Source organism: Caballeronia glebae (genome assembly GCF_001545035.1).
GTDB lineage: Bacteria > Pseudomonadota > Gammaproteobacteria > Burkholderiales > Burkholderiaceae > Caballeronia > Caballeronia glebae.
This window is the reverse complement of the sequence record NZ_FCOJ02000057.1, coordinates 22,579-48,240: the sequence shown is the minus strand read 5'-3', so window position 1 is coordinate 48,240 and position 25,662 is coordinate 22,579. Positions and strand designations below refer to the sequence as shown.

Annotated in this window: 21 protein-coding genes; 12 read left to right on the top strand and 9 right to left on the bottom strand. The window is 62.6% G+C overall.

Features of this window, described 5'->3' with window-relative positions; translation table 11 throughout:
- The 5 genes from AWB82_RS29085 to AWB82_RS38565 all read right to left on the bottom strand — a co-directional run.
- A partial coding sequence (locus AWB82_RS29085) for an acetyl-CoA C-acyltransferase (RefSeq protein ID WP_086972786.1) occupies positions 1-842 on the bottom strand: 842 nt, incomplete at its 3' end.
- A 928-nt stretch (positions 843-1,770) separates the two neighbouring features.
- Positions 1,771-4,107 carry a cytochrome P450/oxidoreductase gene (locus AWB82_RS29080; RefSeq protein WP_086972779.1) on the bottom strand — a complete coding sequence of 779 codons (2,337 nt, stop codon included), beginning with the start codon at positions 4,105-4,107 and terminating at the stop codon, positions 1,771-1,773.
- 138 nt (positions 4,108-4,245) lie between these two features.
- A complete protein-coding gene (locus AWB82_RS29075; RefSeq protein ID WP_086972778.1) occupies positions 4,246-5,409 on the bottom strand; it encodes a dienelactone hydrolase family protein in 1,164 nt (387 codons plus the stop codon).
- A gap of 52 nt (positions 5,410-5,461) precedes the next feature.
- Entirely contained in the window at positions 5,462-6,805 is a 1,344-nt protein-coding gene (locus AWB82_RS29070; protein WP_086972777.1) for an Nramp family divalent metal transporter, read from the bottom strand.
- A gap of 91 nt (positions 6,806-6,896) precedes the next feature.
- Positions 6,897-7,487 (bottom strand): hypothetical protein, encoded by a 591-nt coding sequence (locus tag AWB82_RS38565; protein ID WP_235023484.1) that lies wholly within the window; start codon positions 7,485-7,487, stop codon positions 6,897-6,899.
- Positions 7,488-7,505: 18 nt separating this feature from the next.
- On the opposite strand from AWB82_RS38565, the gene AWB82_RS29065 reads away from it, so the two are divergent.
- From AWB82_RS29065 to rpoD, 5 genes are all read left to right on the top strand, one after another.
- Positions 7,506-8,987, top strand: coding sequence for a phage integrase family protein (locus AWB82_RS29065; RefSeq protein ID WP_235023483.1), 1,482 nt, complete (start codon positions 7,506-7,508; stop codon positions 8,985-8,987).
- Between the two features lie 173 nt (positions 8,988-9,160).
- Entirely contained in the window at positions 9,161-10,339 is a 1,179-nt protein-coding gene (locus tag AWB82_RS29060) for a ParA family protein (RefSeq protein ID WP_086972775.1), read from the top strand.
- Positions 10,340-11,311 carry a ParB/RepB/Spo0J family partition protein gene (locus AWB82_RS29055; protein ID WP_086972774.1) on the top strand — a complete coding sequence of 324 codons (972 nt, stop codon included), beginning with the start codon at positions 10,340-10,342 and terminating at the stop codon, positions 11,309-11,311. It begins immediately after the preceding gene.
- A gap of 317 nt (positions 11,312-11,628) precedes the next feature.
- Positions 11,629-12,951, top strand: a complete 1,323-nt coding sequence (locus AWB82_RS29050; RefSeq protein ID WP_235023482.1) for a replication protein O — start codon at positions 11,629-11,631, stop codon at positions 12,949-12,951.
- Positions 12,952-13,251: 300 nt separating this feature from the next.
- Positions 13,252-15,261, top strand: a complete 2,010-nt coding sequence (rpoD, locus tag AWB82_RS29045; protein WP_086972772.1) for an RNA polymerase sigma factor RpoD — start codon at positions 13,252-13,254, stop codon at positions 15,259-15,261.
- A gap of 92 nt (positions 15,262-15,353) precedes the next feature.
- On the opposite strand, the gene AWB82_RS29040 is transcribed toward rpoD, so the two are convergent.
- The 3 genes from AWB82_RS29040 to AWB82_RS29030 all read right to left on the bottom strand — a co-directional run bounded on the left by AWB82_RS29040 (position 15,354) and on the right by AWB82_RS29030 (position 17,093).
- Positions 15,354-15,671, bottom strand: coding sequence for a hypothetical protein (locus tag AWB82_RS29040; protein WP_235023481.1), 318 nt, complete (start codon positions 15,669-15,671; stop codon positions 15,354-15,356).
- A 357-nt stretch (positions 15,672-16,028) separates the two neighbouring features.
- The gene (locus AWB82_RS38560) at positions 16,029-16,172 is read right to left on the bottom strand and encodes a methyl-accepting chemotaxis protein (RefSeq protein WP_407643056.1); all 144 of its coding nucleotides are present in this window, start codon (positions 16,170-16,172) and stop codon (positions 16,029-16,031) included.
- A gap of 216 nt (positions 16,173-16,388) precedes the next feature.
- Complete coding sequence (locus AWB82_RS29030) at positions 16,389-17,093, bottom strand: glutathione S-transferase N-terminal domain-containing protein (protein WP_086972770.1); 705 nt, start codon at positions 17,091-17,093, stop codon at positions 16,389-16,391.
- A gap of 377 nt (positions 17,094-17,470) precedes the next feature.
- Here AWB82_RS29030 and AWB82_RS29025 point away from each other — a divergent pair, with 377 nt between their 5' ends.
- Both AWB82_RS29025 and AWB82_RS29020 read left to right on the top strand, forming a co-directional pair.
- On the top strand, positions 17,471-17,974 hold the full coding sequence (locus AWB82_RS29025) for a hypothetical protein (protein ID WP_086972769.1): 504 nt from the start codon (positions 17,471-17,473) through the stop codon (positions 17,972-17,974).
- A gap of 69 nt (positions 17,975-18,043) precedes the next feature.
- A complete protein-coding gene (locus tag AWB82_RS29020) occupies positions 18,044-18,811 on the top strand; it encodes an SDR family oxidoreductase (protein ID WP_086972768.1) in 768 nt (255 codons plus the stop codon).
- 9 nt (positions 18,812-18,820) lie between these two features.
- On the opposite strand, the gene AWB82_RS29015 is transcribed toward AWB82_RS29020, so the two are convergent.
- A complete protein-coding gene (locus AWB82_RS29015) occupies positions 18,821-19,051 on the bottom strand; it encodes a hypothetical protein (RefSeq protein ID WP_086972767.1) in 231 nt (76 codons plus the stop codon).
- A 179-nt stretch (positions 19,052-19,230) separates the two neighbouring features.
- Here AWB82_RS29015 and AWB82_RS29010 point away from each other — a divergent pair, with 179 nt between their 5' ends.
- The 5 genes from AWB82_RS29010 (at position 19,231) to AWB82_RS28990 (ending at position 25,658) form a co-directional block, all read left to right on the top strand.
- Complete coding sequence (locus AWB82_RS29010; protein ID WP_086972766.1) at positions 19,231-21,204, top strand: sigma-54-dependent Fis family transcriptional regulator; 1,974 nt, start codon at positions 19,231-19,233, stop codon at positions 21,202-21,204.
- Between the two features lie 201 nt (positions 21,205-21,405).
- A complete protein-coding gene (locus AWB82_RS29005) occupies positions 21,406-22,461 on the top strand; it encodes an ATP-NAD kinase family protein (RefSeq protein ID WP_086972765.1) in 1,056 nt (351 codons plus the stop codon).
- 33 nt (positions 22,462-22,494) lie between these two features.
- A complete protein-coding gene (locus AWB82_RS29000; protein ID WP_086972764.1) occupies positions 22,495-23,490 on the top strand; it encodes a thiamine pyrophosphate-dependent dehydrogenase E1 component subunit alpha in 996 nt (331 codons plus the stop codon).
- Between the two features lie 18 nt (positions 23,491-23,508).
- Positions 23,509-24,525: an alpha-ketoacid dehydrogenase subunit beta gene (locus AWB82_RS28995; RefSeq protein ID WP_086972763.1), complete on the top strand. Its 1,017-nt coding sequence runs from the start codon at positions 23,509-23,511 to the stop codon at positions 24,523-24,525.
- Positions 24,525-25,658 carry an acetoin dehydrogenase dihydrolipoyllysine-residue acetyltransferase subunit gene (locus tag AWB82_RS28990; RefSeq protein WP_086972762.1) on the top strand — a complete coding sequence of 378 codons (1,134 nt, stop codon included), beginning with the start codon at positions 24,525-24,527 and terminating at the stop codon, positions 25,656-25,658. Before AWB82_RS28995 ends, AWB82_RS28990 begins: the two co-directional genes overlap by 1 nt.
- Positions 25,659-25,662 lie beyond the last annotated feature (4 nt).

Genomic DNA, 25,662 nt, shown 5'->3' with positions numbered 1-25,662 from the left:
TTCGCGTATGCCTTGATGCGCGCGAGCGGCGTGAGCCCCAGCGCTTCGGCCTTCTTCGCCGACATCACCACGACCGCCGCCGCGCCGTCGTTGAGGCCCGATGCGTTCGCCGCCGTCACCGTGCCTTCCTTCGAGAACGCGGGCTTCAGCCCCGCGAGCGCATCGGCCGTCACGCCGTGACGCACGAATTCGTCGGTGTTGAACTGCAGCGGCTCGCCCTTGCGTTGCGGAATCGCGACCGGCACGATTTCGTCGTTGAAGCGGCCGGCCTTCTGCGCGGCTTCCGCCTTGTTTTGCGACAGCGCCGCGAACGCGTCCTGCTGCTCGCGCGTGATGCCGAATTCCTTCGCGACGTTTTCCGCCGTCGTGCCCATGTGGTAGTTGTTATAAACGTCCCACAGGCCATCGACGATCATCGTGTCGATCAGCTTCGCGTCGCCCATGCGAAAACCGTCGCGCGAGCCCGGCAGCACATGCGGCGCCGCGCTCATGTTTTCCTGGCCGCCCGCGATGACGATCTCCGCGTCGCCCGCGATAATCGCGTTCGCCGCCAGCATCACCGCCTTCAGGCCCGAACCGCAAACCTTATTGATCGTCATGCCGGGAACCATGGCGGGCAAACCCGCCTTGATGAGCGATTGGCGCGCCGGATTCTGGCCCGAGCCAGCGGCCAATACCTGGCCCAAAATCACTTCGCTTATCTGATCCGGCTTCACGCCTGCGCGCTCCAGCACGGCCCTGATCACCGTCGCGCCCAGTTCCGGCGCCGCGATCTTCGCGAGCGAGCCGCCGAACTTGCCTACCGCCGTACGCGCGGCGGATACGATCACTACGTCAGTCATTTTCTTTTCCTCGTGAAACAGCGAAAGCATGAACGGACTTTCCGTTTGCGATGGCACTCACGCGATACGGAAACACATCCATTCCGAATGGATTCGTTGAGTTCGGTACGAACCCGGGCGATTGATGCGCAACGTCGATTGCGGAGCGATGTCCGACCGTCCGATGCGTGAGAGAGCGACTTTCAAAGGGCGTCGCGCCGACTACGGGATGACTTCGCCCGAAAGACGAGGTTCGTTCCGCCTGGATAATCCCGAACGGGATACGGCAAACGTGTAGCCAATTGCTTGGTCCATTTATATGGGCCTTTAATAAAATCTCTCAGGTTCAGCACCGGCCTTCTCTTCGCCTTGCCGCGTGAATCGTGCGCGCGTGATTCCACCGCGCGAACTTTCGCGCCGTCGTGCAGCAAGGTCTATAGGAAGTTATTCGGTTGTGTGCGCTTGTGCGACGCACCAAATCAGTAACAATTTTAAACGCAAAATATGCGTAAAAAATTTCATATTAGTAGGTATAAACCCTAAAACCAGTAAAAATTCGCATGCTCATCATGCCGAATATCGCAGTTTTACTCGAACGCACGTTCAATAATCATCCTATATGACGACGAAAATTGCGCGTCAGCTCGATCGATTTCGCGGATTCCGGGTAACCACGTAATACAGACGCAGGTCGTTCGTTATTTCAGCCAACGGCCGCCGCTACCAAACGTTCGTCCAAGACGCCTTTGCGAAGTTAGACCTTATATTCGAATTAACCACTGGGTATAACCATTCAATCTTTATCCGCTTCTCGATTTGGATATATATGACGGCGTGATGAAAATATGAGCAGTTAATCGGTTGGTTATTGCGCGACATTTTGTCATCCGTCGGCGAGGAAGTAATCACTTCGAGCGGCTGCGCAAGCCGCCCGGATTCCGGCAAACCGTCAAAGCGCCAAGACGAGCCTTTCGCCCTTCGCGCGCGAACAGCACGTCATCATGCGGTTGTTCGACTGGCGTTCGGCTTTAGTCAGCACCACGTCGCGATGATCGATATCGCCGTCGAGCACGCGCACCTCGCATGATCCACACAGACCTTCTTCGCAGTCGCTCTGCACATCGACGTTCGCGCGCCGAAGTGTCGTGAGCAGCGTCTGATCGGCCGGGACGGTCAGCACGAGGCCCGAATCCTTCAGTTCGACTTCGAACGCGCGCTCCTTTTCCGGATCGAGCGTGCCGAGTTTCGATTCGAAATGCTCGATCCTCAGCGCGTCTTCGGGCCAGGACGCGCTCGCGTCGCCGAGCGCTTCGAGCATGCGCGCCGGGCCGCACGCGTAGACGAGCGTGTCCTCGTCCACGGCGAGCGCGGCGAAATCGTTGCGCGCGCCTTCTTCCGAGATGTACGCGCGCAGGCGTTCGCCGTGCAGCGCGCGCATCTCGTCGAGCAAGGCCATTGACGCGCGCGAGCGTCCGCTGTAGTGCACTTCGTAGTCGATGCCGAGCGCACGCGCGCGCCGCGCCATTGCGCTGATCGGCGTGATGCCGATGCCGCCCGCGATCAGCACGAGCTTTTTCGCGGTCTCGTCGAGCCGAAAATGATTGCGCGGGCCGCGGATGCGCCAGTGCGCGCCGGGCTTCACGTTCTCATTCTCATGCACCCACGCCGAGCCGCCGCGGCTCTGCGTCTCGCGCAACACCGCGATTTCGAACGCGCGCGCGTCGTCGGGATCGCCGCACAGCGAATACTGGCGCGAGATGCCGGTCTCGCCGCATACGACGTCGATATGCGAGCCCGCCGTCCAGCGCGGCAGATCGCGCCCGTTCGCCGATACCAGCCGCACGCGCGCGATGCGATCCGCGCACGCCTTCACCGACTCGACGATCACCGCGCGGTTCACCGCATGCGAGGAAGGCTCGCCGATACGCACGACCGCGCGCGGCTCGCGCACCGCCGGATCGGCGCGTTCGGGATTCATCGCCGGGTCCCATTCGATGTGAAGATGCTCCGGCCCGCGAAACGACGTGTTCGGCACATACGTGAAGCGCTGCGCGGCGAGCCGCATATGCGGCAGGCGGCGCGTGAGCTCGTCGAGAAACACCTGCATCTCCATGCGCGCGAGATTTTTGCCCATGCACTGATGCGCGCCGTAGCCGAAGGTCAGTTGATCGCTGGCGTTTTCGCGGCGGATGTCGAAGAGATCGGCGTCGGCGAACTGATGTTGATCGTGATTCGCCGACGACGTGACGATCAGAAGCTTCGAGCCCGCCGCAATCTCGACGCCGCCGATCGTCACGTCTTTCGTCGCCAGCCGCCGCCATGCCGCGACCGATCCGTTATGCCGCAGACACTCTTCGACCGCGTTCGGAATCAGGCTCGGGTCGTCGCAGATATCACGCCATGCATCGGGATGTTGAAGCAGCAGCTTCATCGCGTTCGCGGTCGCGTTGGCCGTCGTCTCGTGCGCGGCGACGATGCCCGCCATCATCATCGAATGCAGATAGGAATCCGTAACGACGTCGGGCAATTCCTTCTGCTTGCGGATGCCGTATTGCATCCAGCCGGGACCGGACGGGTCCTCGCGCATCTTGTCGAGCACCTTGCCCGCGTATTGCCAGAACTTGCCGACCGCGTGCGCGACTTCGACCTGCTCCTCGGGCTTCGGCCGTCCCCATGTGTTGACCGTGTGCGCGATCGAATAGCGGCGCAACGTGTCCATGTCTTCTTCGGGCACGCCGAGAAAATGCAGCGCGACGGTGAGCGGCACTTCCCACAGCATCTGATCGACGAGATCGGCGCGGCCGTCGTCGATGAAGCGATCGACGTACTCGCGCGCGAGCGCACGCACCATCGGTTCGTGATGGGCGAGCGCGTCAGGCGTGAACGGGTCCATCAGCGCGCGACGGCGCGGCATGTGCGCGGGCTCGTCCTCGTTGACGAGCGTGCGGTTGAGCGCAAAGCCGTAAGACGCGAGCACCGCGTTCGCTTCGGGGCCGGTCGGCGTGATCTTTTCGAGCGCGATCGACGGGCTGAACGTGATGTTGTCGCGGAAGATCGCCTTGATGTCGTCGTAGCGCGTGACGACCCAGTAACCGAGTTTCGGGCTGAAGAACACCGGTTCGCGCTCGCGCGCCCAGCGCACGTATTCGGGCGGGTCTTGCTGATAGCCGTCGCCGAAGGGATCGAACCCGGCCGCGCCCGCGCTGACAGGACAGCCGTTCGGCGCGCGTGTTTCGTCATGGAAAGGACATCGGGGCGCGCGGTTTTCGCCGGCCACGTCGGTCATGCTTGTCTCCTGGTCTTTTCTTGTCGTGACGATAGTATGCAACGCCTCGCCGCTTCGGTCATCGCGGTACGCGTTGTCGAACCCGCACTCGACGCTGCTGTTTATCCGCAGCGTGCCGGGATTGGTAACGCTGCCGCGTTATATAGGCTTGCCCTCGCTCGATGCCCAGTTCGGCATCAACGCGTTGCTCGGCAGCGTTTCGTCGATCAGCTTCTCGGCCGTTCTCCGGCCGGCGACCGGCAAGCCCTCGGGGTTCAGCACGCCGATCTGGACCAGCACCGAAGCCTGATCCCAGTAGATATGCTCGTTGTAGAGTTTGTCGCCGCGAAAGCGGATCACAGCGAGCATCGGGACCTCGAAGTATTTTCCCGTCGGCGCGAGACCGGGCAGCAGCCAGTCGATTTCGCAACTGTGCGTCGCGCAGAACACGAATTCGTCGACGACGCGGTCCGCGCCGATCGTGCGCGACACCGGAATCAGCTTCGTGTCGGCGGGATTCGAGTGGACGAAGTGATATCGGTAGAAGCGCTTCAATTGATCGTGACCGACGCCGCCCGTCATCGTCGGTACGTGATTCACGTAAGGCTCGTCGACCATCGTCGGCATCACGGCGTCGACATCGCGCGCACCGAACTCGAAGTAGCAGTGCTGCTCCCAGAGATGGTTCAGATCGAAGTGCGGGCCGAGCACCTTGCGCAGCATGGAAAGCGTGCGCGAGTACGCCATCAGCGCGGCGGGTTTGTCATAGTGCTCGCGATCCGCCACGATAAAGCCCGCCGACACGCCCGGATAAACGTAGCGTTCGATGTACGGTCTGCCCGCGAACGCCGCCTCGACTTCGCGTGCATCGGGCGCGCCGTGCTCGGGGAAGTGGAAGACCATCGGGCAGCGGATCGTCGGAATATCGGCGAGGCAGGCGCTAAAGTCGTCGGCGTAGTAACAGGCGGCGCAATCGACATCGGCCTGCGCGGCGATGCGCGTCGCGAATCGGCCGCCGCGCCCGTAACCGATCACGCTCACTTTGCCGGCGTGCTGCGGCAACGCGCGCAGAGCATCGACGAGCGCCGCGAAATTTTCCGCGGCGATGCCGCCCGGCTTCGGATCGAGCTCGGGAAGTTGCGGCGCGAGCACGACATACCCTTCCTCGGCGTACAGATCGGCCGAGCGCTTCACGAAGTCGTCGAGGCCGGCCGCGTCGTGCAGCAACACGATGCCCGGACCCGAACCCTTCGCGGGCTGCGTGACGTAAGCGGGAAGCGTCGTGCCGTCGCGAAGCGTAATGTCGATGAAGCGACCGCTCATGGTCTGCGTCTCCGTATATATATAGAGGGAATGTTTTGCGCGCGCGACGCGCCTACGACAACAGCGTGTCGGCAAGCAGCTTCACGTTGAGCACGACGATCACGGCCGCCACCAGCCACGACAGCGCGCTCGTCCAGCGCGAAATCGCGAAGACGCCCATTTTCCGGCGGTCCGACACGAAAAGCACCAGCGGAATCACGGCGAATGGCAGTTGCATCGACAGAATGACCTGGCTCAGCACGAGCAACTGGCCGGTGCCCTTCTCGCCGTAGATCGCCGTGACCACGACCACGGGAACGATGGCGATCCCGCGCGTGATGAGGCGCCGCGCCCAGTTCGGAATCCGTAGCCGCAGAAAGCCTTCCATTACGATCTGGCCGGCGAGCGTCGCGGTAACGGTCGAATTCAGCCCCGACGCGAGCAGCGCAACCGCGAAGAGCGTCGATGCGATGCTCAGGCCGAGCAACGGCGAGAGGAGGTGGAACGCATCGCCGATTTCCGCGACTTCATCGTGACCGTTCGCGTGGAACACGGCGGCCGCGACGATCAGGATCGCCGCGTTGATGAAAAGCGCGAGCGTCAGCGCGATGGTGCTGTCGATCGTCGCCCAGCGAATCGCGCTGCGCCGGGCCGCGACGGATTTGCCGTATGCGCGCGTCTGCACGATCGACGAATGCAGATACAGATTGTGCGGCATGACCGTCGCGCCGATGATGCCGATCGCGACGTACAGCATTTCGCGGTCGGCGACGATGCGCGGCGACGGCACGAAACCGCGCAGGACATCGGCGAGCGGCGGCGCGGCGGCCGCGATCTGCAACGCGAAACAACTCGCGATCACGACCAGAAGCGCGATGACGAACGCTTCCAGCAGCCGAAAGCCTTTGTTGATCAGCAGCAGTAAGAGGAATGCGTCGAGCGCGGTCAGGAGCGCGCCCGCGATCAACGGAATGCCGAAGAGCAGTTGCAGCGCGATGGCGGTGCCGATCACTTCGGCCAGATCGCACGCGACGATCGCGGTCTCGCACACGAGCCACAGCGCGAAATTCACCGGCTTCGGATAATGATCGCGGCAGGCTTGCGCGAGATCGCGCCCGGTCGCGACGCCCAGGCGGACTGCGAGCGCCTGCAGCAGAATCGCCATCAGGTTCGACAATAAAATGACGGTGAGCAAGGTGTAGCCGAAGCGCGAACCGCCGGTGATGTCGGTCGCCCAGTTGCCCGGGTCCATATAGCCGACGGATATCATGAACCCCGGACCGGCGAACGCGAGAAAGCGCCGAATCCATCGGCCGCCTTCCGGCACGTGAACCGACGCGTACACCTCCGGGAGGCTCGGGCGGAACGCGTCGTCCTGCTCGGGCGGTGTCGAAGCGGGGCGTACAGGATCAAGCATCGGCTCGTTTCTCCTGCGGATACCTGCTGTGGGCGTGGTGGAAATATGCGCCGCGGCGGATGAACATTCAAGCGCGTCAGCGGAGTACCGCTCACACACGTTCGGAGCGGCCCAGCATCTGATAATCCGACTTATCAGATGTAGCGATTTTCCTTGTCAAATTCGAAGCTGGTTGATAACCTCGGCCCAAACTACTGAAAAATAAGGATAAATGGCTACCCAAACGGCACGCTCCGGAGGACGTTTGGCAGAAAGCGCGGTGGAGACAGTCCGCTTGCGTGCGCCGAGCCGTCTTACGCGGCAGCACTTCGCGCTGTATCGCGGTTATCTCGACGGCGTGTCGGAGGCGCAGTTGCATGCTTCGTATGGCGATGCCAGCACCGACGTGCGCACGACCCGGCGGCTGATCGACGCGCTGCGCGATACGCTCTCGGTTCTCGCCCGACGCGCCCGCGATACGGAAGCCGCGCACTTGCTGCGGCTTCGGCCAGGCAGCATTCCCCTCTTCGAGCCGCCGGCCACGGCCGCCCCGCCGCTCGACGACTTCCGCGAAAGAATCGATCCGGATGGCGTCTACAGCGAGTCCGAATTGCTGGCGCTCTACGAGGAGGCCTATCCGCCCGACGCCTCGCCCGCCGTCGATCGCCGCGCCGCGCGCAATGCGCGATTGCGGCGGCGGCAAGCGGATGCGCTCGCGCGCATGGAGGCGTCGCTTGCGCAGGATCCGAGTCCGGATCATCCCATCGACGGCTGGTTCGAGTCTGCCGTCGCCGCGCGACTGACGGCGGCCGGACTTTCGACGCTCGCGGACGTCATCGGACTGATCGAGCGGCGGCGGAATCGGTGGTACTCGGCCGTGCCCCGGCTCGGTCCGAAAGGCGCGCAACGCGTGGTCGACTGGCTGCAACTCCACGCTCAGGCGCTTCGGCACACGCTGTCGCCCGTCGCGCTGGTGCCGCGGCGGCAGTGGCGCTCGGGCGATATTCCGTCGAAGCCGGCTCCGGAAGTCGATGAACGCGACGCCGTCGTGATCTCGCCGCTTGAAACGCTGCGCGTCCCGCCAGCGCTCGACGGGTCAAAAGGGTCAAATCGGGCGGTTGCTAGGCCGCAGTTCGACACCGATATCCGCGCGATCTCAGCCTGGCTCGACGCCCGTTCGAACAGCCAGCACACGCGGCGTGCTTATCGGCGGGAAGCGGAACGGCTGCTGCTTTGGGCTCTGATCGAGAAAGGCAAGCCGATTTCGTCCCTCGATGCCGACGAATGCGCCGACTACATCGGAGCGTTTTTAGCCGATCCGCAGCCGGCGGCGCGTTGGGTCGCCAGGCATCGCGGCGAGCGGTGTTTCGGCGACTGGCGTCCGTTTGCCGGCCCCTTGTCCGACCGCAGCCGCGAGACGGCGCGCTCCATATTGAGCGCGATGTGCGAGTGGCTCGTCGGCCAGCGTTATCTGATGGTCAATCCTTTTGCGGGCTTCGCGCGCGTCGCGAGGCCGCCCATATTTGAATCGGCGACCCGCTCGCTCGACGCGGGGCAGTGGAAATGCGTGCTGGAATCGGTCGAGCGGACGGAATACTCGTTCGCCGAGCACCGCGACAAATTGGCGCTGCTTCTCGCTTACGCCACGGGTTTGCGTCGCGCCGAGCTCGCGACCGCAACCACCGACGCGCTCAGTGCGGGACGTCTATCCGGCGTTGAGGGCGTGGTGTGGCGTCTTGCCGTCGATGGAGGCCGCGGCGCGCCGCGCTCGGTGCTTTTACCGCCGATCGTCGTCGAGACGTTGACGGAAAACCTGAAATTGCGCGGACTGCCGAATCCGCTGGATTGCGCAGAAGGAACGCCGGTTCTGGCTCAGGCGCGCGGCGGACAAGCACTGACGCCCGATGGGCTCGGAAAGATCTTCAAGACAATCTTTTTTAATGCGGCCGCGCTCTCGGAATCTCGCGCGCCAGGCGGCGGACGGCATTTGACACGCGCGAGCACGCACTGGCTGCGTCACACCCACTCGACGCACGCAATCGGACACGGTGCCGACCTGCGTGAAGTCGGCGCCGGACTCGGCCATGCCGATCTCGCAACCACCGCCGTTTACCTAAAAAATGAAGACGCTGGCCGATTTCTCGGCATCGAAGCACTGATTCGCGGCGCCTCGTTAACACGGAAATCCCGAGATTCGTCTTAATTTCGCGTTTACACGCGCGGACGACGTTGTAAAAATGTCCGCTGCGGGCGCTCAAGTACTTCAGAGTTTACTTGAGGTTTACCGGTTCGCCGTTTATTCTTCGGTTTGCAACTTGTTTTCCACAAACCGAAGAATTATTTGCTTACCCAGGCCCGCCAGTGACTGCGAATTCCATGCTAAGCGCTCGGCTTCCCGAAGTCGATCAATCCGTTTCGATCGAAACGCTCTTGGGGGTGGCGGCCCAAGCCACTGACATTCTCAATCAGATCCGCGATGCGATGTTGGAGCCGTATCCGCGCAAGAGCGCGCCGACATTCACGAGCGCGCAGGTCGCTTCCCTCTGCGGCGTCGACAAGCAACGGTTCCAGTACTTGACCACCAAGGGCGACCTGCCTGCGGGCACGTCCAAGGGCGCGGGTCGCAGCAAGGAATTCACGCTCCAGGAAGCGCTCACATGGATCCGGGCGACGAAAGAACGCCCGCGCCGGCCGGAAGGAAAACGCGGCAGGATCGTGACAGTCGCGAACTTCAAAGGTGGCGTCGCCAAGACGACGACCGCCGTCTCAGCCGCGCAGGCCTTGACGCTGCTCGGCCGCAGAGTGCTGGTCATCGACTGTGATCCGCAAGGCACGACGACGCAGTTATGCGGATGGGCGCCGGACGCGGAAATCTCGGACGATCAGACCCTTCTTCCGCTCATCTACGGCGACCAGCAAACGCTGCACTACGCCGTACAGGAAACCTACTGGCATAACCTGGACCTCATCCCGGCGTCGTCGTCTCTTTTCGACGCCGAGTTCGAGATTCCTGCCAAGGTGCTGAACGACAGCACCTTCGAGTTCTGGGAAATCGTTCGCAAGGGCCTGATGCCGCTCACGGACGAATACGACGCGATCGTGATTGATACGCCTCCGGCGCTCAGCTATTTGACCATCAACGCGCTGCTCGCGTCGGATGCGATTTTGCTGCCCTGCCCGCCCGAGGCGCTCGACTTCGCAAGCTCGACACAGTTCTGGCACCTCTTCGCGGATATCGCCAAGAAGTTGCCGGGCGTGCTCGAACAGAAGCGCTTCGATTTTGTCAACGTGATCTTGACCAAAGCCAAGTCCGATGATGTGTCGCGCGTCGTGCGCGGTTGGCTTAAGAAAGCCTATGGAGATCGCGTGCTGCCTTTCGAGATTCCCGAATCGACGGTTCCGAAGGGCGCGTCGGCGCAACTTTCGACAGTCTACGACCTGTCGAAGCCGGACGGCAGCACAGCCGCATACAACCGATTCAAAGAGCCGCTCGACCGGCTCGCCGAGCACCTCGACGCGCAGTTCGCGCGGGCGTGGAATCAGACGGAGGAATAAATGGGCATCGGGGACAGACTCCTCGCCAAGACAGCGAACATCGGCAGCAAGCCGACGGACGCGGCGCAGCCGCGGCCGGTCAACACTGAACCGCGTACATCGCCGGGCCGCTTGATGGATGCCCAGCATCGCATCAACACGGCACAGACACGAATCAAGGAACTCGAGTCGCAACTCGAAGAGCAGGCGGCGCTGGAAGTGCCGCTCCATGCTCTTATCGAAGTGCGCGGGCGTCGGCGCAAGCTCACAACCGAGCAGTTTCAGGAACTGAAGAACAACCTCGCCCAGCACGCACTCGCCACGCCAATTTTGGTGCGCGCGTTGCCGGACGCTCGTTACGAGATTATCGCGGGCCATAACCGGGTCGCCGCATACCGGGAGCTCGGTCGGCCGACGATTCGCGCAAACGTTGCGTCGATCGAAGAAGGTGAAATCGAGTTCGCAGCGTTCTTTTCGAATCTGCTGTCCCCATCGCTTACGGACTTCGAGAAGTATTGGAACTTCAAGCGATTGCAGGAACTGAGTGGCCTTTCGCGCACGGAGATTTCCGAAAGCGCGGGTCTGAGCAGAAGTCACGTCACGCGAATTTTTTCGTTCGACGCGCTGCCGGAGGCTGCCAAAGTCGCGCTCGCTGAAAAGCCCGAGCGACTCGGCAGCAACGCAGCGCAGAAGCTCGCGGCGCTGACGGAAGCAGGAAAATCGGAAAAGGTAGTCGAAGCGATTCGGCGGCTGGTTGAGGACGATAGCTTCACGCAAGACAAGGCAGTCGCGTTCGTAGCGGAAAAGCCACGCGCGGCCGCCCCGAGTGCAACCGTAGTTCGGTCGGGACGCAGGAAGGTCTGTGAAGTCTCCACCAGAAACGGTGTGGTCGGAGTTCGTTTCTTTGAGAAAGACGCGAGCGACGCAGAGCAGTGGGGACAGCGGATTGCCGATTTCATCAACAAAACGCTGAGCGAATCGGAACAGGACTGAAGTTCTACTAGAGTTTCGTTTTAAATCAACTACTTAGCAAATTCGCCAAAGCTGACGTTGATTGAGCCTAGTAGACCTTCCTTGTAAATCAATGACTTGCTGCATCGGCACCGTAGAGGATGCTATGTAACGAACAAGCTTCACAAAGACAAAAGCCTTCGGCGCCAACCGAAGGCTTTTGAATATCGGGCTTAACTGCTTATCGCCCGGTCCGCTTCCCGACGCCAATCGGGTCACGAGTACGCACTCGAAGTTTAGCGGAACGCGATCTGCAGTCAAGCGTTTGTCTTCCATTTTCCGAAATGGACGTATTTGACATGCATATCGCGCAACATTCCGTTGCAGGCGAGGTTGTTTCTCGCCCAAAAACTTACGATTTCCCTCCGGCGACTGCCGATCGGCAAGCTCTCGATGAATACGCTTGCGATCGATCGAATCTGCCATGGGTGATTTTTCGGGCCGCGCATCGTGCGACCCATACGTCAGCCCTTCCCGCACGCGCACGCGCATTGTTCGCGGCTTTAGCGCGTACCGTCGACGCATCTCGTCCTTTCGCACCGATTTTCGCGCGGCGCGAATTACTCACCGGACGCGCTCAGCAATCCATGCGCACCTTCTATCGGAGTATGGACGACCTCGAAGGCGCCGGGTTCATCACGCGCCCGCCTCAGACACGTTACGGTGCTGCGGGCTTGTTTGGTCGCGCCTACATCCATCTGACCCAGAAGGCGGCCGCGCTGCTCGGCCTCGTTGAGCCAGCGAACGAGGCCGAGAACGAGTCTGCACAGCAACGGGAGAACGCGCTCAGCACCGAAGCCGCGTTTTCGTACGCCCGTCCGTCTGTCACCGTGGCAGACGGTGCTATATATAAGGATCTAATCCCTAATACTCAAAAGAGACAACCAGGACGCCTCCCCGCGGACCTCCAACGCCTCTTGCCGCTGGGATTTCGTGAATTTCTGATTTTCAAGCTCATGCGCGAAGCGAAGACTCACGGCAAGCTTCTGTCCGATGTCGTGGAAGCCAGCTGGGCTCCGTTGCGACGTGCAACGCATCCGATAAGCTACCTCCGCACGCTTCTGCGGGCCCCGGTCGATTTCGCGTATCGCGCCCGAACTCAGCGCGAAGCTCAACTGCAGGAACAAGTCGAGCGCACCGATTCAGCGCGCACCGACGCGGCCGTCGTGGGTCTCGCGGGTCAATCTTTTGTTAGCCGCGATGGTTTGCGTCGGTACCGCGTATCGGACGACGCCCGGTCCATCGTCATTCATCATCGTGAGGAGACGCAACCACGCGTACATGCCGGGGCATGGGCGAAAGACTTCGTCGCTGCGCTCGAAGCAGGGCACATCGTGTCGGAAAACGCTGTCGATGCCTGTGATGCCCATTCCGGTTCCTCTCAACGAATCGGGACACTACCATCCGTGATCAAGCGCAAATCCGAAGCGCACCTCAGCGATCTGAAAGCGCTTCTCCGCTTGAAGACAGCCGGTGGCACCCCATCTACGAAAGCGAGCGGAACGGCGCGGCCATCGTCTGAAGCCCGGTCCGATGTGTCCCCATTGACTTCGCTTTTGCAGGCGGCATCGCGTGCGGCGGCGTCGACGGATTTTCGCCATTTACCGGGCTTGAGTTCGTGAGCACGTACTCACTGCGAGCCTGGACTGGCAAGCATCAGACAAACGCGGCTCAAAAGGCGCGCAGGGAAACTTTTTTGAATTAGGCTGCTGCGTCGCAGCAAACTCTGATATACTCTAAGGTTGCGCCGTAATGGGCGAATGGAAAACGCAAAACCCGCATCTGGATGCGGTTTGCGTGTTTTGCTCGATGCGATTTTCAGCAAGCCTTCCGTGGTCGAAGCTGTTATCGAAATCATCGCGAGCGGTTACGCTCGCTCCCGGGGATCTGTCGTCGCCGAGCAAACCTGTCGAGGAGAAAGTATGGCAAGTTTTGATCGGGAAGATTCGGAGCTGGATATCGTCGCGCCGGCACGCAAGGCACCGGGCCGTCGGGCGAACAAAGGGAAGGGCCAGGCCGGCACGATACAGCCCGATGTCGCAATGACCGCCGAACAAAACGAAGAGCGTCAGCGCCAGATGCGCGCGCTCATTCAGTTGGGCAAGGACCGCGGTTATCTCACGCACGCCGAGATCAACGACCACCTGCCGGATAATTTCGCTGAAACGGCGGCGATGGAAACCATCATCAGCACGTTCCACGATATGGGTGTCGCCGTTTACGAGCAGGCGCCGGATGCCGAAACGCTGCTGCTGAACGATACCGCCCCGAGCGTGGTCACGGACGAGCAATCGGACGAGGAAGCGGAAAACGCGTTGTCGACCGTCGATTCCGAATTCGGCCGCACGACCGATCCGGTCCGTATGTACATGCGCGAAATGGGCGCAACCGAGCTGCTCACGCGCGCGGGTGAGATCGCCATTGCAAAGCGCATCGAAGACGGCCTCCACGAGATGATTCAGGCCATCGCGGCGTGCCCTTCGACGGTCGCGACCATTCTCGCGGACGCGGCGCAAGTCGAGGCCGGCGAGCTGAAAATCGACGAACTCATCGATGGCCTGAAGGAAGACGACACGCCGGAAGAAGAGATTTCGGCTCCCGATACGAGCACGAGCGACGCCGTCGAAATCGATACGGAGACCGATGAATCCGGCAGCGACGAAGACGAAGACGACGATCTCGACGGCGACGATGCCGGCGCATCGAACGAAGCGCGTCTGAAGCAGCTGAAGGCCGATTGCCTGGAGATCTTCGCACGCGTGCGCGAGTTGGCGGAACAAGCCAGTAATCCTAAGGGATCGGGCGCGGTGGCGGCGAAGGCCGTCGAGAAGTCGCGCGCCGAAATCCAGCGTGAGCTAGGTTCGATCCGCTTCACGGCGAAGACCATCGACCGCTTGTGCGTGAATGTTCAGCAACAGGTCGCGCAGGTGCGTGACATCGAGCGTCGCGTGTTGCAGATCGCGGTGGATCGTTGCGGCATGCCGCGCGAAAAGTTCGTCGAATCGTTCGTCGGTCACGAGACCGATCTCGAATGGACGTCGCGCGCATCGGGCGCTTCGAAGCAATACGGCGCGTCGCTCGAACGCAGCCTGCCCGCGATTCAGGCAGAGCAGCAGAAGCTCATCGACATCGAAGGCGTGCTCGAGATGCCGCTTCAGCAACTCAAGAAGATCAACCGTCAGATGACGGCCGCCGAGTTGAAGATGCGTCAGGCCAAGCGCGAGATGATCGAAGCGAACCTGCGTCTCGTCATTTCGATCGCGAAGAAGTACGTGAACCGCGGCATGCAGTTCCTGGATCTGATTCAGGAAGGCAACATCGGTCTGATGAAGGCGGTGGACAAGTTCGAATATCGCCGTGGCTGGAAGTTCTCGACGTATGCGACGTGGTGGGTTCGTCAGGCTGTCACGCGTTCGCTCGCGGATCAGGCGCGTACGATCCGCGTGCCTGTTCACATGATCGAAACGATCAACAAGCTGAACCGCATTTCGCGCGAGATCCTGCAGCAGACCGGGCAGGAAGCGCATCCGTCGGTGCTGGCCGAGCGCATGGAAATGCCGGAAGAGAAGATCCGCGGCATTCTCAAGATCGCGAAGCAGCCGGTGTCGCTGGAAACGCCGGTCGGTGAAGATGCCGACGCAACTCTCGGCGACATGATCGAAGACCAGGGCGCCGCGTCCCCCGCGGATGCCGCCGTGCATGCGAACATGCGCGCCGCGATCGACGATGCGCTCAACGCGTTGTCGCCGCGCGAGGCGAAGGTGCTGCGCATGCGCTTTGGTATCGACACGGCGTCGGACTACACGCTCGAAGAACTGGGCAAGCAGTTCGACGTGACGCGCGAGCGCATTCGTCAGATTGAAAGCAAGGCGATGCGCAAGCTCATGCATCCGAGCCGCGCCGACAAGCTGCGTCCTTTCCTGGATCGCTGATCCTCCGGGCCGCCTGAACTCGCGTTCGGGCGAACTCGAAAGCGCGTACCGCCGTTTCTGGCGGCACGCGCTTTTTCATTTGTGCGACGGTATTAGCCGTGGGTCGTGCTTCGAGGCGTGCCTGGCGACGAACACGTCTGCAGCGCGACGATGGCCTTGTTCGCGAGCGTGAGCGTTTCCTCGCAGGCGAGCCGGTCGCGGAAGATCGAGCATCCGCCGCCCGCGTTGACTTTTGCCACCGCGCTGCGCAGTTTGTCGAGCGCGGATCGCGGCGAACCGGCGTCGCGGATTATCGACGCGATATCGAACGCGCTTCCGGCCTCGGTTTCGACGTAGCCGGGACATTGGGTCTGCGCGTGCGCCGCGACGCAGATCATGCTGATCGCCGCGACGGCGGGGAGTCGTCGCACGCGTGGGCAGCGAAGAGGAAAGGCGCGAGAAGAAACAGAGCAGGAGAGGGTATTCATTGGCGTCACCATCGTCAGATCCGCATCGAAAGAACAATGCGTCGGGCGAACTCGTGGCGGCCGGAAACGGACGAATGCTTGTCCACAGTTTCCCTGGACAAGCATGTGGATATCCTGAGCATCGCCGGCTCAACGCATTGATGCGTAACGCATTTCACCCGGCGTACGAAATTCGCGCGTTGCTTCGTGTTCCATTCTGAACCGGTCGCAAAAAATGCGCCGGACGCGACGAAAGCGGCTAAAGCTGGAACGCGTGGACGGGCTGGGCGAGCTCGCGCGCCTACGCGTTCATTTCGCGCGTCAACCGCGAGATTTGCTTCGCCGCTCCGACGAGCGGCGCGCGAGGGCGCGAACTTCTTCCACGACCACCGCGAAGCCACGCCCGAGCGCTCCCGCGTGCGACGCTTCGACCACCGCGTTCAGCGCGAGCAGATTCGCTGACACGAAATGGATTCGATCACGCTCGTAATCTGCACGATCTGAACGCGACCTTGAATCGGTCATGCGCGCGATTGCATCGGCAGCGGCGCGCATCCGTCGTGCTTCCCAAGCTCCGACGCTTCCTTGTGTAACAACAGACGCGCTCACGCACGGCAAACCAACGCCCACGCCCGAGCAACGAAAGGAAACCAACGCCCGCGCATCGCGCGAGACATGCGATCAGTCGCGCTTCGGAATCTCCAGTCCGCGCTTCACGGCGGGCCGCGTCAGGAACGCATCGAGCACGCGCTCGACGTTCTCGAACTCATGAAAATCGACCAGCTCGCGCGCCTCGTAAAAGCCGATCAGATTGCGCACCCACGGAAACGTCGAAATGTCGGCGATGCTGTACTCGTCGCCCATGATCCAGTCGCGTCCGTCGAGTCGCTTGTCGAGCACGGCGAGCAGCCGCTTCGACTCCGCGACATAGCGCGCACGCGGGCGCTTGTCCTCGTAGTCCTTGCCGGCGAACTTGTGGAAGAAGCCTACCTGCCCGAACATCGGTCCGACTCCGCCCATCTGGAACATCAGCCATTGCAGCGTTTCGTAGCGCTTCGCGAGATCGTCGGGCATCAGTTGGCCGCTTTTGGCCGCGAGATAGACGAGAATCGCGCCGGATTCAAATAGCGGCATCGGCTCGCCGTTCGGGCCTTCCGGATCGATGATCGCCGGAATCTTGTTATTCGGATTCAGCGACATAAACTCCTCCGACATCTGATCGTTCTTGTCGAAGCGCACGAGATGCGGCTCATAGGGCAGGCCGGTTTCCTCCAGCATGATCGAGACTTTCACGCCATTGGGCGTCGGCAGCGAATAGAGCTGGATGCGCTCGGGATGCTGAGCGGGCCATTTGCGGGTGATGGGGAAATCGGCAAGCGCGGTCATGTAAGGTCCTCGGAGGTCGAACGGGCGAATATAACGATTTCACGGAATTCGTGCCTGAAGACATCACCGCGCGCGCTGTCATCCGGGTGACGCATCGACGAGAAAAAATTGAGGGATCTCGTACAGACGCGGTCTGTCGAAACGCAGAATCTATCTTCACCTCGACTACAAAAGCGATTGTAGGAATCGCTGTACGAACACGAGGATTGCGCGTAGCGCCTCAGGTCAAGAAGTCAACGAACAACGAAGAAACCACGCCCTTGCGGGAATGATGCAGCGCAAACGCGACGTGCGAGCCTGTTCACTGGCTCGCTTATTGCATCGGTACGGATGCCCGGAATCCGTTGCCGGCCCGACGAACCGTTGGTTACGCTGCCATGAAAACCGCTCCTCTCGCAACGCTCACCGCATTTGCCGCCGTGGTCGGGGGACTGCTGCCCAGCTTCTGCGACGCGACACCTCTCGAAAGCCAGCTCGACTGTAAATCCAGTGCGCACAGCTTTATCGCGCCGCTCGTCGCCGACAAATCCATCGAGGCGCACCCCATGCGCGTCGAGGCGAATTCGGTCAACGCGTTCAGGCCGGCGAAGGGCAGCGAGCTTACGGCATATGGCTTTCGCGTCTACGCCGTGCTTGGCTACGAGCAGGGCGACGACATGTTCAAGCGCGGCAGCGGCCAGCCGATCAACGATTCCGCCTATGGCGTCGTGGTGCTCGCCGCAGCGGAAACGGTGGAGGAGAAGGTGCGCGAATCGGGCAGCACGGCCGTCGTGAAACAGATCGTGCCGATGCTGATGACCGCCGTCTTCTGCAATGGCAGCAGCGCGGGCAATACGACGACGGCTGGCCAACTCACGACGGAAGCATCGCGTAATCGCTGATTCATCGTCGATAATGTTCTCCCGCCCAGCGCGCGTATGTCGCGCGCATAACAACAGGAGAACGCCGACATGTCTGACGCAGCCAACCAGTCTCAACGAATCGCGATCGTTACCGGAGCGGGCAGCGGAATCGGCCGCGCGGCGGCGCTGGCCCTGCTCGGCGACGGCTGGTCGGTCGTGCTCGCGGGCAGGCGTCCCGCGCCGCTCGAAGCGGTGATCGGCGAGTCGAACGCGGCGCAACGCGCGCTCGCCGTGCCGACCGACGTCGCCGATCCGCAATCGGTCGAAAAGCTGTTCAAGGCGGCGGTCGAGCGTTTTAACCGCGTCGATCTGCTCTTCAATAACGCCGGTGTGTCGAATCCGCCCGGGCCGTTCGAGGACTGGACGCCCGAGCAATGGAAGAACGTCGTCGATATCAATCTGAACGGCATGTTCTATTGCGTGCAGCAGGCGTTTCGCACGATGAAGGCGCAAACGCCGAAGGGCGGCCGCATCATCAACAACGGTTCGATTTCCGCGAGCGCGCCGCGCCCGAATTCGGCGGCCTACACGGCGACGAAGCACGCGGTGCAAGGCCTCACGAAAACCGCCTCGCTCGATGGCCGCAAGTACGACATCGCGGTCGGTCAGATCGATGTCGGCAATGCCTTCACCGAGCTGTCCGAGCGCATGTCGAAGGGCGTGCCGCAAGCGAACGGCGAGATCGCCGTCGAGCCGATGATGGACGTGAAGATCGTCGGCCAGTCGGTGCTCTACATGGCGAATCTGCCGCTCGAAGCCAACGTGCTGTTCCACACCGTGATGGCGACCAAGATGCCGTTCGTCGGCCGCGGCTGAGCGCGCCTTCTACGCGATCCGATACCAGACGCGAATGCCCGAATACCAGTGGCTCACGCTGGTATCGTCGCCGGCGCCGAACGTCGAGAGGCTCTCGACGTTCAGCACATCGACGCCATTCTCCGCAATCCATCTGTTCGCGCGTTCGACGAGCGCCGTGCCGTTCTCGTACACATTGCCCTTGATGAGGTGATGCTGCAGAACCTGTCGCTCGAAGTCTTCGTAAGCGATCTTCGCCATCCGCCGTCTCCTGATTTTCGTTCTGATGCGCCGAGGTATCAGCAGGCGTTTATGTTGCGGCGCAGCGCTATCGCCGCATGACGCGTTCTGCCGATTCGAGCATCATATGGCCTGAGACACGCTCGTGCGAATCGGTGAAATCCGCGTGCGGGCGGCACAGGAACGCCAAGGAGAGCACGATGGACATGCGCCAACGCGAGCACATCGAGGCCGTCGTCGCGGCGACCACGCGGGCGGACGCGCTCGGTCCGGCGCGCACGCACGACGGCATCATTCAGTCTTCGTGGCGGCGTTGCGTGCATCAGTACGGGCTCGATCCGTCGCGCATGCAAGAGGCGCGCATCCTGCCGCAAACGCGCCTGCGCGAACATCAACAGCGCATCGACGATTTCGCGCGCATCGCGCGTCACGGTCTGGAAACCTTGTACGAGCAGGTCGCGGGCATGGGCTACGTCGTGTTGCTCACCGACGCGCTCGGCGTGACGGTCGATTACATCGGCGATGCGAACACCGATTCCGCGCTGCGCCACGCGGGGCTTTATCTCGGCGCGGAGTGGAGCGAAGCGGGCGCGGGCACGTGCGCGGTCGGCACGGCGCTCACTACGGGGCAAGCGCTCACCGTCCATCAAATCGATCACTTCGACGCCACGCACATTCCGCTCACGTGCACCGCCGCGCCGCTCTACGATTCGCGCGGCGCGCTTAGCGCGATCCTCGACATTTCCGCGCTCGTGTCGCCGCAAGCGCGCGACAGCCAGAACCTCGCGCTGCAACTCGTGCGCATCTACGCGGGACACATCGAGAACGCGAACTTCCTGCGCACGCATCGGCAGGACTGGATTCTGAAGCTGAACACGTCGCCGGAATTCGTCGATGTCAATCCGGAATATCTGATCGCGCTGGATGCGAGCGGACGCATCGTCGGACACAACCGGCGCGCCCATGCGATGCTCGCGGCGGAAATCGGCCGGCCGATCGCGCCGGGAGAAGCAGCGGCGTCGTTGCTCGGCGTGCCGTTCGACACGCTCTTCGACGCGCGTATCGAAGAACTGGGCCGCTTCGTGTATTCGCGGCCGAGCGAATTGCGCGCGGTGCCGCTCGCGAAGTCGGGCGCGCTGCTTTACTTGAGCGTGATGCCGCCCGCGCCGTGCGTCACGCCGGCCACGAACGCGGCTTCGCCACGCAGCGTGGAAGTGCCCGCGCCGCTCGCTGCCCTATGCGGCGGCGATGCCGCGCTCACGCGTCAACTGGAGCGCGCCGCGAAGCTCGTCGATTCGCCGATCAACCTGCTCGTCAACGGCGAAACCGGCAGCGGCAAGGAGTTCTTCGCGAAGGCGCTGCATCGCGCGAGCGCACGGCGCGCGGGACCGTTCGTCGCGGTGAATTGCGCGGCGATTCCGGAGACGCTCATCGAGAGCGAATTGTTCGGGCATCTGCCCAACAGCTTTTCGGGCGCGGGCGCGCGGCCCAAGCGCGGGCTGATTCAGGAAGCGGACGGCGGCACGCTCTTTCTCGATGAAATCGGCGACATGCCGCGCGAACTGCAATCGCGGCTTCTGCGCGTGCTGGCCGAGGGCGAAGTGCTCGCGATCGGCGCGTCGCGGCCCGTATCGGTCAATGTGCGCGTGATCTCCGCGACGCATCATTCGCTCGACGCGCTCATGCAAGACGGACGCTTCCGCGAAGATCTCTACTACCGCCTGAACGGGGCGCGCTTCACGTTGCCGCCGCTGCGCGAGCGAAGCGATCTCGACTGGCTCGTCGACAAATTCCTCGAAGGCGCGCTCACGCTTTCGGCCGCGGCGCGCGAGCGGCTGCATCGGCACGCGTGGCCGGGCAATCTGCGCGAGCTTTGCAACGTGCTGCGCTATGCGCGTGCGGTGTGCGCGAACGGTTCGATCGATGTCGATGATCTGCCCGAAGGATTCGGCGGCGCGCCCGCGCAGGTCGAGCCGCCGCGCGTCGTCATCGAGAATTTCGATCCGCATCGACTGCCGCCCGAAGGCATGCTGCTGATGCAGTATCTGCGTGCGGCGAGCTGGAACCTGAGCGCGGTCGCGCGGCAGATCGGCGTGAGCCGCATGACGTTGTATCGGCGCATGGCGCGCCATGGCATCAAGTCGCCGAATCAGCGCGACGCGAACGGCCACTGAACGCCCGATACACCCGATACGCCTGTACCCCCGCCGATACACCTGCCGCTGTGACACCTGTCACGGCGGCGCGCCGTACACCCGCCGAAGCGCCCGTTTTTCGCGGGTAATCCCTCGCTTTTTACGCCTCGAAACGCGTCCTTCGATTGGCATGGCGCTTGCCTTTATCCGCCGCACAAAACACAGCACGGAGACACTGGCATGCGTGAGCGCGCGGCGCCGCTCGTCGGCATCATCGCCAATCCTGTTTCGGCGCGCGACATCCGCCGCGTCATCGCGAATGCGAACAGCCTGCAACTCGCGGATCGCGTGAACATCGTGTTGCGCCTGCTTTCTTCGCTCGCGTCGTGCGGCGCTTCGCGCGTGCTGATGATGCCCGATCGCGAAGGCCTAAAGGTCATGCTTCAGCGCCATCTTTCGCGCAAGCAAGGCCCGGACGCCGCGCTCGCCCACGTCGATTTTCTCGATATGCCCGTGACCGCGCGCGTCGACGACACCTTTCGCGCGGCACGCATGATGCTTGACGCCGGCGTCGATGCGCTCATCGTGCTCGGTGGCGACGGCACGCATCGCGCGGTCGTGCGCGAGTGCGGGCAAGTGCCGATCGCGGGGCTCTCGACGGGCACCAACAACGCGTATCCGGAAATGCGCGAGCCGACCATCTCGGGACTCGCGACGGGACTGTACGCAACGGGCCGCGTTCCGCCGGGCGAAGCGCTCGCGTCGAACAAGCTGCTCGATATCGAGATCCGCGATGCGAAGGGCGGCGTGCGCCGCGACATCGCGCTCGTCGATGCCGTGATCTCGCACGAGCGTTTCATCGGCGCGCGGGCGTTGTGGAAGATCGACACGCTCGCCGCCGTCTACGTCTCCTACGCCGATCCGCAGGCGATCGGCATGTCGGCCATCGCCGGTTTATTGGAACCGCTCGGACGGCATGACAAGGGCGGACTCGCGATCGAACTCGGCAAGCAGGGCGAGTGCGAATTCGAACTGCACGCGCCGATCGCGCCCGGCCTCGTCGAAGCCGTGCCGATCGCGAACTGGACGCGCCTCGCCGACGGCGTGCCGCATCGCGTCAAGCAGACGAGCGGCATCGTGGCGCTCGACGGCGAACGCGAACTCGCCTTCGGCCCCGGCGACGACGTCACCGTGACGCTCAGGGAAAACGCCTTTCGCAGCATCGATGTCGCCGCGTGCATGCGCTACGCGGCGGCATCCGGACTGATGCGTCAGTCCAGCAGCAACACCCGCTAGACCCACCCACCGAAGACACCAAAGGAGACAGAGATGACAGCGACGCAACATGCGGGCGGCTTGCCGCTCTCCAAGGACGAACTGTTGACCGTGTATCGCAAGATGCGCACGATCCGCGATTTCGAAGAGCGCCTGCACGTCGATTTCGGACGCGGCGACATTCCCGGTTTCGTGCATTTGTACGCGGGCGAGGAAGCGGCGGGCGTCGGCATCATGAGTCATCTGAACGATGGCGACCGCATTGCGAGCACGCACCGTGGACATGGCCACTGCATCGCGAAGGGCGTCGATCCGATCGAGATGATGAAGGAGATCTACGGCAAGAAAGGCGGCTCGTGCAACGGCAAGGGCGGCTCGATGCATATTGCCGATCTCTCGAAAGGAATGATGGGCGCGAACGGCATTCTCGGCGCGGGTGCGCCGCTCATCTGCGGCGCGGCGCTCGCGGCGAAGTTTCGCGGCAAGGGCGAAGTGGGCATCACGTTCGCGGGCGACGGCGCGTCGAATCAGGGCACTTTCCTCGAAAGCCTGAACCTCGCCGCCGTGTGGAATTTGCCGGTGATTTTCGTGATCGAGAACAACGGCTACGCCGAATCGACCGCGCGCGATTACGGCACGGCGGTCGATAGCTACGTGGATCGCGCGGCGGGCTTCGGCATTCCGGGCGTGACGGTGGACGGCACCGATTTCTTCGCGGTGTACGAAGCGGCGGGCGAAGTCATCAGGCGCGCGCGCGAAGGCGGCGGGCCGGCGCTGCTCGAATGCAAGATGATCCGCTTCTACGGCCATTTCGAAGGCGACGCGCAGACCTACCGCGCGCCCGGCGAAATCGACGATATCCGCTCGAACAAGGATTGCCTGAAGAAGTTCGCGGCCGCCGTCACGCAGGCCGATGTGATCTCCCCGGGAGAACTCGATGCGATCGACCGCGAGGTCGCCGCGCTGATCGACCGCGCCGTGCAGGAAGCGAAGGACGCGCCTTTGCCGAGCGCCGCCGATCTGCTCACCGATGTCTACGTCAAATACTGAATCGAGGAGATAACCATCATGGCCCGCAAACTGAGCATGAAGATGGCGATCAACGAAGCCATCGATCAGGAAATGACGCGCGATCCGAGCGTGATCGTGCTGGGTGAGGACATCGTCGGCGGCGCAGGCGCGGACGGCGAGAAGGACGCGTGGGGCGGCGTGCTCGGCGTGACGAAGGGACTTTACGCGAAGCACGGCGACCGCCTGCTCGATACGCCTTTATCGGAGTCGGCGTATGTCGGCGCGGCGATCGGCGCGGCGGCGTGCGGCATGCGCCCGGTCGCGGAACTGATGTTCATCGACTTCATGGGCGTGTGCTTCGACCAGATCTTCAATCAGGCGGCGAAGTTCCGCTACATGTTCGGCGGCAAGGCGGAAACGCCGGTCGTGATTCGCGCGATGGTCGGCGCGGGATTTCGCGCGGCGGCTCAGCATAGCCAGATGCTGACATCGCTGTTCACGCACATTCCCGGCCTGAAAGTCGTGTGCCCGTCGACGCCGTACGACACGAAAGGACTGCTGATCCAGGCGATCCGCGACAACGATCCCGTCATTTTCTGCGAGCACAAGAATCTCTACGGCTTCGAAGGCGAAGTGCCCGAGAACTCGTATGCGATTCCGTTCGGCGAGGCGAACGTCGTGCGCGACGGCCGCGACGTATCGATCGTCACGTACGGCTTGATGGTGCATCGCTCGCTGGAGGCCGCCGCCACGCTCGCGAAAGAAGGCATCGAAGCGGAAGTCGTCGATCTGCGCACGCTCTCGCCGCTCGATCTCGATACGGTGCTGGAGACCGTCGAGAACACGGGAAGGCTCGTCGTCGTCGACGAGGCGAATCCGCGCTGCAACATTGCCACGGATATTTCCGCGCAGGTCGCGCAGCAGGCGTTCGGCGCGCTGAAGGCCGGCATCCAGATGGTCTGCGCGCCGCATACGCCGGTGCCGTTCTCGCCGACCCTCGAAGATCTGTACATTCCGAGCGCCGCGCAGATCGCCGACGCCGCCCGAAAAACCATGAAGGGAGGAAAGCACTGATGTCCGCAATCACACCGATCGTGATGCCCAAGTGGGGCTTGTCGATGAAAGAAGGCACGGTCAACGAGTGGCTCGTGGAGGAGGGCACGGAGATCACCGTCGGCATGCCGATTCTCGATGTCGAAACCGACAAGATCGCCAATGCCGTCGAAGCGCCCGATGCGGGTCTGCTGCGCCGGCGGGTCGCATCGGCGGGCGATACGCTGCCGGTGAAGGCGCTGCTCGGCGTGCTCGCGCCGTCCGAGGTGAGCGACGCCGATATCGACGCATACGTGTCGTCCTACGTGACGCCCGCCGAGGATGAGGAAGAGGGCGAGGAAGCCGCGGCGTATCACTTCGTCGATGTCGAGGGCATCCGCGTGCGCTACGCATCGCGCGGCCATGTCGATGGTAGCGACGCGAGCCGGCCGGCGGTGCTGTTCATCCACGGCTTCGGCGGCGATCTCGACAACTGGCTCTTCAATCTCGACGCGCTCGCCGAGAAGAACCGCGTATTCGCGCTCGATCTGCCGGGTCACGGACAATCGACGCCGAAAGTGCCGGGCACGACCCTGGCCGATCTCGCCGCGTTCGTCGGCAAGTTCATGGACGCGGTGTCGATCGAGCGTGCGCATCTCGTCGGCCATTCGATGGGCGGCGGCATCGCGGCGCAGATGGCCGTCGATCAGCCGGCGCGCGTGCAGTCGGTATCGCTGATTTCGCCGGCCGGTTTCGGCGATGAAGTGAACAACGCGTACACCGAAGGTTTCGTGACCGCCGAATCGCGCCGCGAACTGAAGCCGGTGGTCGAGCTGCTGTTCGCGAATCCCGAGCTGGTCAGCCGTCAGATGCTCGACGATCTGCTGAAGTACAAACGGCTCGACGGCGTGAGCGACGCGCTGACATCGCTCAACGGCGGCTTGTTCGCGGGCGGAAAACAGAGCGCGCAGCCAGGCGCCAAGCTGGCCGCGGCGGGCAAGCCGGTGCTCGTGATCTGGGGCGGCAAGGACCAGATCATCCCCGCCACGCACGCGAAAAATGCGCCGGAAGGCGCGACCGTTCGTGTGTTCGACGACGCCGGGCATATGAGCCAGATGGAGAAGGCGAACGAGGTGAACGCGTTGCTCAAGGAGCACGTGGGCAAGGGCGGCTGATCCC

Excerpts from the sequence above, each read along its gene's own strand:
- AWB82_RS29050 (WP_235023482.1), top strand. The coding sequence starts at position 11,629 with ATGCATATCGCGCAACATTCCGTTGCAGGCGAGGTTGTTTCTCGCCCA.
- AWB82_RS29060 (WP_086972775.1), top strand. The coding sequence starts at position 9,161 with ATGCTAAGCGCTCGGCTTCCCGAAGTCGATCAATCCGTTTCGATCGAA.
- AWB82_RS29015 (WP_086972767.1), bottom strand. The coding sequence starts at position 19,051 with ATGGCGAAGATCGCTTACGAAGACTTCGAGCGACAGGTTCTGCAGCAT.
- AWB82_RS29075 (WP_086972778.1), bottom strand. The coding sequence starts at position 5,409 with ATGAGCGGTCGCTTCATCGACATTACGCTTCGCGACGGCACGACGCTT.
- AWB82_RS29055 (WP_086972774.1), top strand. The coding sequence starts at position 10,340 with ATGGGCATCGGGGACAGACTCCTCGCCAAGACAGCGAACATCGGCAGC.
- AWB82_RS28990 (WP_086972762.1), top strand. The coding sequence starts at position 24,525 with ATGTCCGCAATCACACCGATCGTGATGCCCAAGTGGGGCTTGTCGATG.
- AWB82_RS28995 (WP_086972763.1), top strand. The coding sequence starts at position 23,509 with ATGGCCCGCAAACTGAGCATGAAGATGGCGATCAACGAAGCCATCGAT.
- AWB82_RS29065 (WP_235023483.1), top strand. The coding sequence starts at position 7,506 with ATGGAGGCGTCGCTTGCGCAGGATCCGAGTCCGGATCATCCCATCGAC.
- AWB82_RS29070 (WP_086972777.1), bottom strand. The coding sequence starts at position 6,805 with ATGCTTGATCCTGTACGCCCCGCTTCGACACCGCCCGAGCAGGACGAC.
- AWB82_RS29000 (WP_086972764.1), top strand. The coding sequence starts at position 22,495 with ATGACAGCGACGCAACATGCGGGCGGCTTGCCGCTCTCCAAGGACGAA.
- AWB82_RS29030 (WP_086972770.1), bottom strand. The coding sequence starts at position 17,093 with ATGACCGCGCTTGCCGATTTCCCCATCACCCGCAAATGGCCCGCTCAG.
- AWB82_RS29020 (WP_086972768.1), top strand. The coding sequence starts at position 18,044 with ATGTCTGACGCAGCCAACCAGTCTCAACGAATCGCGATCGTTACCGGA.
- AWB82_RS29010 (WP_086972766.1), top strand. The coding sequence starts at position 19,231 with ATGGACATGCGCCAACGCGAGCACATCGAGGCCGTCGTCGCGGCGACC.
- AWB82_RS29080 (WP_086972779.1), bottom strand. The coding sequence starts at position 4,107 with ATGACCGACGTGGCCGGCGAAAACCGCGCGCCCCGATGTCCTTTCCAT.
- AWB82_RS29025 (WP_086972769.1), top strand. The coding sequence starts at position 17,471 with ATGAAAACCGCTCCTCTCGCAACGCTCACCGCATTTGCCGCCGTGGTC.
- rpoD (WP_086972772.1), top strand. The coding sequence starts at position 13,252 with ATGGCAAGTTTTGATCGGGAAGATTCGGAGCTGGATATCGTCGCGCCG.
- AWB82_RS29005 (WP_086972765.1), top strand. The coding sequence starts at position 21,406 with ATGCGTGAGCGCGCGGCGCCGCTCGTCGGCATCATCGCCAATCCTGTT.